The 12159-nt window shown below is 74.3% G+C and carries 14 protein-coding genes and 4 pseudogenes; 15 read left to right on the top strand and 3 right to left on the bottom strand.

Features of this window, described 5'->3' with window-relative positions; all coding sequences use genetic code 11:
- From ABTY20_RS33690 to ABTY20_RS33680, 3 genes and pseudogenes are all read left to right on the top strand, one after another.
- Positions 1–364: response regulator transcription factor (locus ABTY20_RS33690; protein WP_352000947.1), on the top strand; the 364-nt coding region annotated here is incomplete at its 5' end.
- Positions 365–377: 13 nt separating this feature from the next.
- Positions 378–686: pseudogene (locus tag ABTY20_RS33685) on the top strand (MFS transporter); the annotation flags it as partial.
- A 136-nt stretch (positions 687–822) separates the two neighbouring features.
- On the top strand, positions 823–1020 hold the full coding sequence (locus ABTY20_RS33680; protein ID WP_085575256.1) for a DUF8691 family protein: 198 nt from the start codon (positions 823–825) through the stop codon (positions 1018–1020).
- Between the two features lie 16 nt (positions 1021–1036).
- On the opposite strand, the gene ABTY20_RS33675 is transcribed toward ABTY20_RS33680, so the two are convergent.
- Positions 1037–2440, bottom strand: a complete 1404-nt coding sequence (locus tag ABTY20_RS33675; RefSeq protein WP_352000946.1) for a DUF2252 domain-containing protein — start codon at positions 2438–2440, stop codon at positions 1037–1039.
- Positions 2441–2624: 184 nt separating this feature from the next.
- Between ABTY20_RS33675 and ABTY20_RS33670 the strand changes: the two genes are divergently transcribed.
- From ABTY20_RS33670 to ABTY20_RS33625, 10 genes and pseudogenes are all read left to right on the top strand, one after another.
- On the top strand, positions 2625–3278 hold the full coding sequence (locus ABTY20_RS33670) for an HdeD family acid-resistance protein (protein ID WP_352000945.1): 654 nt from the start codon (positions 2625–2627) through the stop codon (positions 3276–3278).
- Positions 3279–3405: 127 nt separating this feature from the next.
- Complete coding sequence (locus tag ABTY20_RS33665) at positions 3406–3876, top strand: SHOCT domain-containing protein (protein ID WP_352000944.1); 471 nt, start codon at positions 3406–3408, stop codon at positions 3874–3876.
- Between the two features lie 28 nt (positions 3877–3904).
- Positions 3905–4354 (top strand): DUF7144 family membrane protein, encoded by a 450-nt coding sequence (locus ABTY20_RS33660; RefSeq protein ID WP_352000943.1) that lies wholly within the window; start codon positions 3905–3907, stop codon positions 4352–4354.
- 11 nt (positions 4355–4365) lie between these two features.
- On the top strand, positions 4366–4650 hold the full coding sequence (locus tag ABTY20_RS33655) for a hypothetical protein (protein WP_352000942.1): 285 nt from the start codon (positions 4366–4368) through the stop codon (positions 4648–4650).
- A gap of 37 nt (positions 4651–4687) precedes the next feature.
- Positions 4688–5518, top strand: a complete 831-nt coding sequence (locus ABTY20_RS33650; RefSeq protein WP_352000941.1) for a class II glutamine amidotransferase — start codon at positions 4688–4690, stop codon at positions 5516–5518.
- Between the two features lie 133 nt (positions 5519–5651).
- Positions 5652–6731, top strand: a complete 1080-nt coding sequence (locus ABTY20_RS33645; RefSeq protein ID WP_352000940.1) for a glycoside hydrolase family 43 protein — start codon at positions 5652–5654, stop codon at positions 6729–6731.
- Positions 6732–6749: 18 nt separating this feature from the next.
- A pseudogene (locus ABTY20_RS33640) lies at positions 6750–6953 on the top strand (beta-xylosidase); the annotation flags it as partial.
- Positions 6951–7307, top strand: a pseudogene (locus ABTY20_RS33635) (SGNH/GDSL hydrolase family protein); the annotation flags it as partial. The pseudogenes ABTY20_RS33640 and ABTY20_RS33635, both read left to right, overlap by 3 nt.
- Positions 7308–7405: 98 nt before the next feature.
- A complete protein-coding gene (locus tag ABTY20_RS33630) occupies positions 7406–7867 on the top strand; it encodes a hypothetical protein (RefSeq protein ID WP_352000939.1) in 462 nt (153 codons plus the stop codon).
- Positions 7864–8652 (top strand): isocitrate lyase/PEP mutase family protein, encoded by a 789-nt coding sequence (locus ABTY20_RS33625; RefSeq protein ID WP_352000938.1) that lies wholly within the window; start codon positions 7864–7866, stop codon positions 8650–8652. The genes ABTY20_RS33630 and ABTY20_RS33625 overlap by 4 nt, the downstream gene beginning before the upstream one ends.
- Positions 8653–8673: 21 nt before the next feature.
- Here the strand turns inward: ABTY20_RS33625 and ABTY20_RS33620 are convergent, their stop codons facing one another.
- A complete protein-coding gene (locus ABTY20_RS33620; RefSeq protein ID WP_352000948.1) occupies positions 8674–9252 on the bottom strand; it encodes a TetR/AcrR family transcriptional regulator in 579 nt (192 codons plus the stop codon).
- 170 nt (positions 9253–9422) lie between these two features.
- Between ABTY20_RS33620 and ABTY20_RS33615 the strand changes: the two genes are divergently transcribed.
- Positions 9423–11141 carry a PHP domain-containing protein gene (locus ABTY20_RS33615; protein ID WP_352000937.1) on the top strand — a complete coding sequence of 573 codons (1719 nt, stop codon included), beginning with the start codon at positions 9423–9425 and terminating at the stop codon, positions 11139–11141.
- A complete protein-coding gene (locus ABTY20_RS33610; protein ID WP_352000936.1) occupies positions 11138–11647 on the top strand; it encodes a hypothetical protein in 510 nt (169 codons plus the stop codon). The genes ABTY20_RS33615 and ABTY20_RS33610 overlap by 4 nt, the downstream gene beginning before the upstream one ends.
- A 6-nt stretch (positions 11648–11653) precedes the next feature.
- On the opposite strand, the pseudogene ABTY20_RS33605 reads toward ABTY20_RS33610, so the two are convergent.
- Positions 11654–11983, bottom strand: a pseudogene (locus ABTY20_RS33605) (beta-galactosidase small subunit-related protein); the annotation flags it as partial.
- Between the last annotated feature and the right edge of the window lie 176 nt (positions 11984–12159).

Below are 12159 nucleotides of genomic sequence, written 5' to 3'. Positions count from 1 at the left end.
GCTCGTGGCGCGGGCGCTGGCGGAGGCGCGCCGGGAGCGGCTGCGCCGCCCCTTCGCCGAGGCCGGGCCGTGGATCCGGCGCTACCTGGGCACGGCCCCGCCGCCGGCCGCCCGGCGCACGCCCGGCGCCGGGCCGGCCCCGCGCCCGTACGGGCCGCCGTCCCCGGTCGTGGAGGAGCTGAGCGGGCGCGAGCGCGACGTGCTGCGGCGGCTGGCCCTGGCGATGTCCACCGAGGAGATCGCCGCCGACCTGTACGTGTCGGTGAACACGGTCAAGACCCACCTCAAGAACGTCTACCGGAAGCTGTCCGTCAACCGCCGCAACGAGGCGGTGCGCCGCGCCCGCGAACTGGACCTGCTGTGACGGAGGGAACGCCATGGCCCACTGGCGGGCGCTGATCGTCCCGGGGACCGCGCAGTTCCTGATGGTCCTCGACACGTCGGCCATGAGCGTCTCCGTCAGCCGGCTGGTCGACGACTTCGACACCGAGGTCACCGCCGTCCAGGCCGTCATCACCCTGTACGCGCTGGTCATGGCGGCCTTCATGATCATCGGAGGGCGGCTGGGGGACGTCCTCGGACGGCGGCGCGTCCGCCTCGGCGGTCTCGTCGTCTACGCCACGGCCTCGGCCCTGACCGCCGTCGCGCCCACCCTGTGGGTGCTGGTCCTCGGCCTGGTGATCCTCTCCTGCAAGCTCTGGCTGAAGCACTGAGCCGGGCGGCCGCTCACCTGTACGGGGTGAGCCGGGCCGCCGCCCGGCGGCGGACGATCGCAGGGTACGGGCACGGCCCGCCTGTCCCAGGCCACCCGGGGAGCGGCTCATGCGCTACGAGATCCGTGTCGACGGACATCTCTCGGAACCGCTGATCAAGGTTTTTCCGGAACTCGACCACGTGACGATGTCCGGCCAGACCCTGCTGTTCGGGCACGTCGTCGACGAGGCGCACCTCTACGGGCTGCTGGCCCGCTGCCAGTCGCTGGGCCTGCGCGTCCTGGAGATGCGCCAGGTGCCGGAGTGAGGTCCCGGCCGGCGGGTCACGGACTCCCGGCGCGCACCCTGCCGGACCGCACGGCCTCGCCCAGCGCCGCGAAGTCCCGCTCGTTGAGGTCCGCGTAGGCCTGCGCGAATCCGGCGAGCGCCCGGTCGAAGCGGTCGCCTCGCCCCAGGTAGGCGGCGATGGCGACCGGGTCGCCGGAACGGGCGTGGGCGCGCGCCAGGCTCGCCCCGCACAGCCGCGCGAACAGCCGCAGCAGCGTCGGGTCCATGGTCTCCGGCCGGGCGATGCCCTTCCAGTCCCGCAACTGCCGCACGTAGAAGTCCCGGGGGCGTCCGTCGAGGCCCAGGGCGTGCGTCCAGCCGAGCAGGATGTCGCTGGTCGTCTGGATCAGCCGCTGCCCCGCCACGACCCGGCGGCCCTGGTTGTCGTACCGCTCGCCCTCCGTGTGCGGGGCGAGCACCGACTCCTGCGCCTCCTTGGCCTGCAGCAGCAGGGGGTCGTCCTCGTCCCGGCCGAGCAGCAGCACGATCCAGCAGCGGGTGCCGACACTGCCGACGCCCACCACCTTCCGGGCCGCGTCGACCGGACGGTAGCGCCCCAGCAGGTGCCGGTGCTCCGACGACAGCGAGCGCGCGTACCCGTCCAGGACCCCGCGCAGGGCCTTCCCCTCGGTCGAGGGATCGTCCACCAGGCCGCCCAGCGGCGTGATCAGCGGCGGGTCCGGGGCGATGCGCCGCTCCCCGTCCTCGACCCGCGTGAGCTTGGCGAAGGCCTGGAGGTGGGTGCGGGTCCTGGCGCGCGCCGCCGCCCGGGCGGCGCGTCGCCGGGCCTCGCGGTCCGTCGACGAGGCCATGAGCTCCCGCAGCCGGTCGGCGTCGTCCTGCGCGTACCAGACGTCGAGGGTGCGCATGCCGGCGAACTCCCGCATGCGCCGCCGGTAGGCCTTCACACAGGCCCGCACGGCCTCGTCCTGCGCCTCGACGGGGAAGCCGTTCGCCCGGCCGGCGACGGCGAGGCTCGCCGCCAGCCGCTTGACGTCCCATTCGAAGGGGCCGGTGTGCGTCTCGTCGAAGTCGTTGACGTCGAAGACGAGACGGCGCTCCGGGGAGGCCAGCAGGCGGAAGTTGAGCAGGTGGGCGTCGCCGCACAGCTGCACGGTCAGACCGGTGTCCGGGGCCCGCCCGAGGTCCGCCGCCATGATCGCCGCCGCTCCCCGGTAGAACCGGAAGGGGGACTCGAGCATGCGGCCGTAGCGGACCGGCACCAGTTCGGGCAGCCGGGTCGCCGACTGCCGCTCGACCACGTCGACGGGGTCGGGCCGGTCCCGGGCCGCCTCGAACCGGCCGTGGGACGAGCGCGGCGCACGGCCGCGCGCCTCCTTGCCGTACGCGGCCCGCTCGGCCGGGGAGAGGGAGGCGCTGAACGGACTCGGTACGGCCATCGCTGTCTCCCACCTGCCCCGCGGACGACGACTGCCCGCCGGACGACGACTGTTCGCCGCCATCCCACCGCGCCCGCGCCCCGGCCGGATCACCCGCCGCGGGTGACCCGGCGACGGCGGCCGGGCGGAAGGCTGGTCCCGCGCCCGCGCCGCGGCCCGGGCGCGCCGCGCGGGAGGAGGAACCATGAGCACCACACCCGGTCCGGCCCCCGGCCCCGGCCGGACGCACCCGCCCGGCGGCGCGGCCCCCGGCCCGCCGGACGGCCCCGCCGAGATCCTGGGGGCGCTCGGACGCTCCTGGCAGTGGATCCTCGCCTCAGCCGTCGCCACCCTCGTGCCGGGCGTCGTCGTGCTGGTGTGGCCGGACACCACGCTGCACGTCCTCGCGGTGCTCATCGGCCTGTACCTGCTGGTGGCCGGGGCGTTCCGGTTCGTCGGCGTCCTCGGCCGGGAGGAGCGGGGCGCACGGCTGCCCGAACTCCTGCTCGCGGTGCTGTACGTCCTGGCCGGTGTGCTCTGCCTGCGCAACCCCCTGCAGACCATCGCCGCCCTCTCCCTGATCGTCGGGGTGGTCTGGCTGGTGTCGGGGATGCTCGTCTTCTTCACGGCCGTCGCCTCGCGGGACCTGCCGCACCTCGGTGCGGCCCTGCTCGCCGTCGTCGCGGGGATCGTCGTCCTCGCCCTGCCGGCCGAATCGGCCCGGGCGCTGACCCGGCTGCTCGGCCTGTGGCTCGTCCTGCTCGGACTGGCCGAGGCCGCCGTCGCCCTGGCCTGGCGGGCCGCGCTGCGCGGGTCGGGCCCCACGGGGACGCCGCGCCGTCCCGCGGGGACCGGCTGAGGCACCGGGCCCCGAGGGGGCGGTACTTCACCCGCCCCGGGTGAGGCGGCGGTCCCCCGCCGCGCACACGCTGGGGCCGGCACATCACGGGACATCGGGCACGGGCGGCCCGGGACGGAGGAGTGGGATGAGGGGTGCGACGTACCTCGCGTACGACTATCCGCTGCTGAGCGCCTTCCTGACCATGCTGGTCCTCTTCCTGTGGGTCATGTGGTTCGTCCTGCTCTTCCGGGTCGTCATGGACATCTTCCGCGACGACGACCTGAGCGGCTGGGCCAAGGCGGGCTGGCTGGTGTTCACGATCGTGCTGCCCTTCCTGGGCGTCTTCGTCTACGTGATCGCCCGCGGCAAGAACATGGGACGCCGCGAGATCGCCCAGGCGCGCGCACAGCAGGAGGCCTTCGACAGCTACGTCCGGGAGACGGCCAAGGGCGCCGACGGCCGCACCGGCAGCGTCGACGAACTCGCCCGGCTGTCCGAGATCAAGGCCCGCGGCGACATCTCGGACGACGAGTTCCGCAGGGCGAAGGAACTGGTCCTGAGCGGACACGGCCCGGCGGAGCACCCGGACCGCTTCGCCTCGTCCGCCGGGCGCTGACCGCACGACACCGAATCGAGGCACCGCAATGACAGCGACACACCCGACGCACGGCGCACGCACCGCGACCGGCACGCGCGCGCCGTCGGCGAAGCGGCAGTGGGCCGAGGGCCTGACGGTCTTCGCCGCCGTCTCGCTCATGATCGTGTCGGTGCTCGACATCCTCCGGGGCGTCATGGGCATCGCCGAGGACGACGTCTTCGTCACGACGCAGGACTACGTCTTCCAGTTCGACCTCAGCGCCTGGGGCTGGACCCACCTGGTGCTCGGCGCCATCGGCGTGCTCGTCGGCCTCGGCCTGGCCCGGGGGGCCCTGTGGGCCCGCGTCGCCGGCGTGACGATCGCCGGGCTCCTCGTCATCGCCAACTTCCTGTCCCTGCCGTACTACCCGGTCTGGTCCGTCGTGATGATCGCCTTCTCCGGGTTCATCATCTGGGCGCTGTGCGTGCCGCGTGCGCACGGCGGCGCCGAACGCTGAGCCGGGGCTCCGTGCGGACCGCCGGCCGGGAGGGCACGGGACGGGCGCGACTGGCCCTCCCCGCCCTCGCGGCCGGCGTCCTGGTCCCGCTCGTGGCCGCCGGCCTGCGCAGTGTGCTCCGGGCGCTGCTCGGCCTCGCCGGACCGGCCCTGGCGGCCGTGGGACTGTGGTGGACGCTCGCCCACTCGGGAGCGGTGCGGACCGCCGGCGCGGTGCGTACCCGGTGGGGGAGCGGGGCACCCGACCGGCCGCGGGTGGTGCGGCTCGCCCTGGGGCGGCGGGAGGACGGCCCGTGACACGACGGTCGCGCTCGCGGCCGGGAAGGCGGTGGACATGTGCCGTTGGCTCGCCTATTCGGGCACCCCCATCCTGCTGGAGAGCATCCTCTACAAACCGGTCCACTCACTGATCGACCAGAGCCTGCACGCCAGGATGGGCGTCGAGACGACCAACGGCGACGGGTTCGGCGTGGGCTGGTACGCGTCGCACAAGGACAGCCCCGCCGTCGTCCGGGACATCGGCCCGGCGTGGAGCGACCGCAACCTGCGGGAGATCGCGGAGCACGTCGTCTCGCCGCTCTTCTTCGCCCACATCCGGGCCTCGACCGGCACGGCGGTGCAGCAGACCAACTGCCACCCGTTCCGGCACGGCCGCTGGATGTGGATGCACAACGGGGCGATCGCCGAGTTCCACCGGCTCCGGCGCGACCTCGCGCTGGCCGTCGACCCGGAGCTGTTCCCGTACGTCGAGGGGTCCACGGACTCGGAGATGATGTTCTACCTGGCGCTGACCCTCGGTCTGGAGGAGGACCCGCCCGGCGCCGTCGCCCGGATGGCCGGCCTGGTGGAACGCGTCGGCCACGAGCACGGCGTGGAGTTCCCGCTGCAGATGACCGTCTCGGTGACCGACGGCGTGCACCTGTGGGCGTTCCGCTACTCCAGCCAGAAGGAGTCGCGCTCGCTCTTCTACAGCACCCGCGTGGAGACGCTGCGCTCCCTCCACCCCGACGTGGCGTTCCTGCGCGAGATCTCCGGCGACGCCCGCCTCATCGTCTCCGAACCCCTGGGCGACCTGCCCGGCGCCTGGAACGCCGTCCCCGAGGGCACCTACGGCGTGGTGGGGCCCGACGGGGACGAGATGCGCTCCTTCGCGCCCGCCGCGTGAAGACCGGCACCCCCGTGTCGCGCCGGACCCGTTGACCTCCCCCTGACACACCCTTACCTTGTCGGCGTTCGTCATGTCAGATGTCGTTCGGGATCACGAACGACGTCCTTCTCCCCCACGAGAGGCAGACCGCATGAGCCGCGCCGCCGAGGACCTGCCCGACCTTCCCCCGCCCCCCGCCCGCAGACTCCTGCTGAAGGGTGCCCTCGCCGCGGGCGCCCTGGCCGCGGCGGCCCCCGCCGCCGCCCACGCCGCGTCCCCGAAGGCGGCCCCGTACGTGAACCCGCTCGTCACCCGCCGCGCCGACCCGCACATCACCCGGCACACCGACGGCTTCTACTACTTCACCGCCACCGTCCCCGAGTACGACCGGATCGTCCTGCGCCGCTCCCGCACCCTGGGCGGACTCGGCCGGGCCGCCGAGTCCGTGATCTGGCGGGCGCACCCCACCGGCGACATGGGCGCCCACATCTGGGCGCCGGAGATGCACCGCGTCGCCGGCAAGTGGTACGTCTACTTCGCCGCCGCGCCCGCCGAGGACGTGTGGGCGATCCGCATCTGGGTCCTGGAGAACGCCCACCCCGACCCCTTCAAGGGCACCTGGGTGGAGAAGGGGCAGGTCAAGACCGCGTGGGAGACCTTCTCCCTGGACGCCACCACCTTCGCCCACCGCGGCACCCGCTACCTCGCCTGGGCCCAGCACGAACCCGGCATGGACAACAACACCGCCGTCTGGCTCTCCGAGATGGCGAACCCCTGGACCCTGACCGGTCCCCAAGTACGGCTGTCCACGCCCGAGTACGACTGGGAGCGCGTCGGCTTCGCCGTCAACGAGGGGCCGTACGTCCTGCACCGCAACGGCCGGCTGTTCATGACCTACTCGGCCAGCGCCACCGACCACCACTACTGCGTGGGCCTGCTGACCGCCGACGAGGACAGCGACCTCATGGACCCCGCGAGCTGGGCCAAGTCGCCCGTCCCCGTCTTCACCAGCAACGACACCACCCGGCAGTACGGCCCCGGCCACAACTGCTTCACCGTCGCCGAGGACGGCCGCACCGACGTCCTCGTCTACCACGCCCGCCCGTACAAGGAGATCACCGGCGATCCGCTGGACGACCCCAACCGGCACACCCGGATCCAGAGGCTCGGCTGGAAGGCGGACGGCACCCCCGACTTCGGCGTTCCCGTGGCCGACACCGGGAGGGGGTGACATGAGACGGCGCACGCCCTGCTGCTCACCCTCTGTCTCGCGCTCGCCGGCGCGCCGGCCACCGCGGGACCCGCACGGGCCGCCCCGCAGACCATCGCCAACGGCACCCGGTCCACCGACCGTTCGGGAAACCCCGTGCACGCCCACGGCGGCGGCGTCCTCGGGGTCGGCGGGTACCACTACTGGTTCGGCGAGCACCGCAACGCCGACCACACCTCCCGCTCGCGGGGCGGCGAACCGGTCCTCGTGCCCCCGGTCGTGCGGCGCTGGCTCAACACCGACGGCACCCTGGACAACGGCACGGCCCTGCTGGTCAACGGACTCGGCGTCGATCACCCGGCCGTCGTCCGCTCCGTCGCCGCCGACCGGGACGTCCCGCTGATCGACCTCACCGCGCGGACCAAGGAGCTGGTGGAGTCCCCCGGCGTGGAGGGCTCCAAGGCGCTGTGCCTCACCGACGAGAAACGGGACAACACGCACACCTCCGCGCACGGCGCCACCGTGTACGCGGACCTGGTCCGCCGAGAACTGCTGAACCTGCGTCCGGTGCCCCGGGGCGCGGTCGGAAGAGGATGAACCCCCGGGGCGCTCCGACCGGAACCGGGGCGCCCCGGGCCCACCCGCGCACGGACGGTTCGGCCGGCACCGAAGCGTCCCGCTCCTAGCGTGGCCGCATGAACGAGAACGCACCGGCCCCCACCCCTTCCGCGGCCGTCACCGGCATGGTCGACCACGTCCTCGCGCTGGCCGCCACCTGGACCCGCTGGGACGGCGAACCCGCGCACGCCGACGGCCGCCTCCACACCCCGCACAAGGCGATCCGCCGCGTCGCCGACCACCTCGTCGACCACCTCGCGGAGATGGAGGCCCGGCTCGCCGGTGAGGACCCGCAGCCCGACCACTGGCACGCCTCCCTGATCACCACCGGGGCCGACCTCGCCCCCTTCACCCCGCAGGACCTCGACGAGGCCCGCAGCCGCCTCACCCGGCTCGCCCGCGTCTGGGCCAACCGCCTCGACGCGCTCACCGACGAACAGCTCGACGACTCGCCCGGCGAGGGCTGGAGCTTCCGCGAACTCGCCCGCCACCTCACCGAGTCCGTCTACTACGCCGATGCCGTCGGAGACCTGTCATGAGCGCCTTCGCCGACCTCCACCACGCGGACGAACCCCTGCTGCTGCCCAACGCCTGGGACCACGCCTCCGCGCACCTCCTGGCCGCGCACGGCTTCCGGGCCGTCGGCACCACCAGTCTGGCCGCCGCCGCGGCGGCCGGGCTGCCCGACGGGGCCGCGGCCACCCGCGAGGAGACGCTGCGGCTCGCCCGTACCCTCGGCCCGGGACCGTTCCTGCTCTCGGTGGACGCGGAGGGCGGCTTCGGCGACGACCCGGACGAGGTGGCCGAGTTCGCCCGGGAGCTGTACGCGCTGGGCGCCGCCGGCATCAACCTGGAGGACGGACTGGGTCCCGCCGACCGGCACGCGGCGAAGATCGCCGCCGTCCGGGCGGCGGCCCCCGGCCTCTTCGTCAACGCCCGTACCGACACGTACTGGCTCGCCGACGGCGAGGACACCACCCGCCGCCTCGACGCCTACGTCGAAGCGGGCGCGCACGGCGTGTTCGTACCCGGCCTCACCGGCCCCCGGGAGATCACCGGCCTGGTGCGCGGCCTGGCCGGCGTCCCCCTCAACGTCCTCCACTCGCCCGCCGGCCCCTCCGTCCCCCGCCTCGCCGACCTCGGCGTCCGCCGCGTCAGCCTCGGCTCGCTGCTGTACCGGCGGGCCCTGGGCGCGGCGGTGGAGGCGGCGGCCGCCGTCAGGGCGGGCCGGGGGCCAAAGGGCACGACGCCGTCGTACGAGGAGGTCCAGTCGCTGAGCCGGCGGAACCGCGGCGGGAGCGGCGGCACGGCTTCCCCCGGGTGACCCCGGCACGCGCCCCGGCGGTCAGCTCGCCGAAGGGCGCGGCCAGTTCACCAGGGCGACGTGCAGGGCCTCGACCGTCACGTCCCAGGAGGCCCGGACGTCCCGGGGGTCGCCGAAGGCGCCGGCGGACTCCAGGGCGCAGTAGCCGTGGAAGGTGCTGCGCAGCAGGCGCACGGCGTCGGTCAGGCCGGGTTCGTCCAGGCCGTACGCCCGGAGCAGGCCGTAGGTGACCTCGGCGGTGCGGCGCATCACGGGGGAGTCGGAGACCAGGGCCTGGTCCAGGGGGATCCGGGTGGCCGCGTAACGGCCCGGGTGGGCCAGGGCGTACTCCCGGTAGGCGTTCGCGAAGGCGGCCAGCGCCTCCCTGCCGGTCCGGCCGGCGACCGCCGCCGCGATCCGGTCGGTCATCTCCCCGCCCGCCAGCAGGGCCATCCGGGTGCGCAGGTCCCGCAGGCCCCGCACGTGTGCGTACAGACTGGCGTCCCGCACGCCGAAACGCCGGGCCAGCGCGGACAGGGTGACGTTCTCGTAGCCCGCCTCGTCGGCGAGGTCGACGGCGGCCGCGACGAGACGGTCGGCGGTGAGTCCGGCACGGGGAATGGGGGCCTCCGAAGCAAACCCGACAGGAGGCGCCCAGCCTACCGAGCGGACGGGGGCGAGCCGCCGCGTCCGGGGCATGCGCCGCTCACCCGCACGTCGTTCAACGTTCACACGCTTCCTTGATCCTCCCCACGCGGCGTCGTTGCGCCGCGGTACCGAGGAGGCACTTCATGGGTCACGGGCACGCACACGGACACCCTCACCACCATCACGGACACGACCACCGGCACGAGACGACGGCCCCGCTGCCCGCCGCCTTCGACACCTCGGTGCCCGACGAGGCGCTGAACCCCGAGCAGAGGTCCCGCCGTACGCTGCTGCGCCGGGCCGGGCTGCTCGGCGCGGGCCTCGCGGCCGGCACGGTGCTCTCCGCCGGCGCCGGCGCGGCCACGCCCGCGTACGCGGCGGGTGACGGCGGCCGCGGCAGGAGCAGGAGCAGGGGTTTCCTGTGGCTGGCGGGCGACCACCACATCCACACCCAGTACAGCAGCGACGGCAAGTACCGCGTCGTCGACCAGGTCCGCCAGGGCGCCCGGCACGGCATGGACTGGCTGGTCATCACCGACCACGGCAGCACCACCCACGCCAGGATCGGCGTCGAGAAGGTCAACCCGGACATCAAGGAGGCCCGCGCCGCCTACGGGGACACCCTCGTCTTCCAGGGCCTGGAGTGGAGCATCCCGGCCGCCGAGCACGGCACCGTCTTCGTCCACCCGGGTCCGGGCGAGGTCTCCGTCCTCAAGCAGTTCGAGACCGACTACGACGGCGGCGTCAAGGGCGCCACCGCCTCCACCCCGGCCAACGAGGCGCTCGCCGTCGCCGGGCTGAACTTCCTCGCCGAGCAGGTCAGGCGGCGCAAGGTCAAGGACGCCCTGATGCTCGCCAACCACCCCGCGCGCAAGGGCATCGACTCCCCGCACGAGATCCGCGCCTGGCGCGACGCCACCGGCGACCGGCGGATCGCCGTCGGCTTCGAGGGCGCCCCCGGCCACCAGGCGGGCGGTCTGCCGGCACCGCTCGGCCCGGGCGGGGCCCGCGGCATCTACGACGGCGGCCCGAGCGCCAACTCCTTCGCCGGCTACCCGCTGGAGAGCTACCGCACCTGGGGCGGCTTCGACTGGATGACCGCCACCGTCGGCGGCCTGTGGGACAGCCTCCTGGCCGAGGGCCGCCCCTGGTGGATCACCGCCAACTCCGACTCCCACCAGGTGTACGGCGACACCGCCGCCCGCGGCGGCGGCGACTTCAACGCCAACGGCCGCTACGACGACCCGGTCTACGCCGGACGGATCGACCTCACCGAGAACGACTACTGGCCCGGCCAGTACAGCCGCACCCACGTCGGCGCCGACGGCTTCTCCTACGCCGCCGTCATGGACGGCATCCGCGCCGGCCGCATCTGGGTCGACCACGGCCAGCTCATCAGCGGCCTCGACGTCCGCGTCTCCGGCGGCGGCCGCTGGGCCACCCTCGGCGGCGCCCTGCACGTGCGCAAGGGCACCAGGGTCACGCTGACCGCCGACATCGCCCTCGCCGGCGGCCCCAACTGGGCCGGGTTCACCCCCAAGCTCGCCCGCGTGGACGTCGTCCAGGGCGATGTGACCGGCCCGGTCGCCGACAAGGACACCTTCACCGCGCCCACCGCGCGGGTCGCCCGGTCGTACGACGTCGGCAAGACGGCCGGCACCGTCCGCGTCACCTTCGACCTCGGCCGCGTCGACCGCCCGGTGTACGTCCGGCTGCGCGGCACCGACGGCAACCGGACCGCCGTCGGCGCGATGGGCGCGAAGGTCGACCCGGCGGGCCCCGCCCTCGACGTCGTCGGCGACGCCGACCCGTGGCGCGACCTGTGGTTCTACTCCAACCCGGTGTGGGTCCTGCCGTCGTGACGCCGCACGCCCTCACCGTGGACGCGGGCATCGGGGACCTGCTCGACGCCGACCGCCTGCTGCACCGGATGGCGGCCGGACTCGGCCTCCCGGAGGACGTGTTCGGCTGCACCCACCTGGTGCGCGACGACCGTCCGCGCGTCGTCGTGTCGCTGTCCCCGTCCTCGCGACCGCTCCCGGAGACCCTCCGGGAGCGGCTCGCGGAGTACGGAGCCGTCTCCCCGGGCCTGCCCGACGAGGTGGGGCGCGCGGTGCTCTACCCGGGTGTCTCCGCCCTCACCGGCACGCTGACCGTCGCGGAGCTGCTCGCCCGCTCCGCGATCGCCCGCGTGAGGGTCCTGGGCACGCCCGAGCCGCCCGGCCCGGACACGCGCGTCGTGACCCGGGACCACGTGCGGCCGCAGTGGCAGCGGGACGAACTCGTCCTCGCCGCCACTCCGGCCCGGGGCGGCGCCCTGGTGCCGTTCGAGGTCCCGGACCCCACGCCCTGCTGCGCGGACCACTGAGCTGCGTCAGCCGCGCGGCGGGGAGAAGACGAAGGAGAACTCCGCGGGCCCGGGCCACAGGTGGTACCGGGGGAGCGGGCCCGGGCCGCACGACTGGGAGCCGATGCCGTGCAGCCGGTGGTCCAGGTGGACCCGGACCGTGTCGCCGGGGACGAGGTCGGTGCGGTGCCGGGCGGCGTCCAGCCGCCCGGTGGTCCAGGGCCTGGCCGTGAACCGGAACTCCGGTTCGCCGTCGACCCGCAGACCGCCGATCTCCGCCCAGCGCACGCCGGCACGGGCGCCGTTCTCCTGCGGGCGGACGCAGGGCGTCTGGAGCTCCCCCACGCTCGCGTCCCACAACAGCGGGGGCAGGGTTCCGCGGCCGGGCGAGACGTCCTCGACGTAGTCGGCCGCCGGGGTGTGCGATGCCATGGTCCTCCTAGGGCCTCTCGTTTGGATCATGTCGGCGTCGCGGGGCTTGGCACGCGCATCTGCCGCGTTGTCGTCAGTTGCCGACGCTCCGCGTTGGCGCC

It is taken from the genome of Streptomyces sp. NPDC126497, assembly GCF_040302425.1.
Taxonomy (GTDB): domain Bacteria; phylum Actinomycetota; class Actinomycetes; order Streptomycetales; family Streptomycetaceae; genus Streptomyces.
This window is presented reverse-complemented; position numbering and strand designations above follow the sequence as displayed.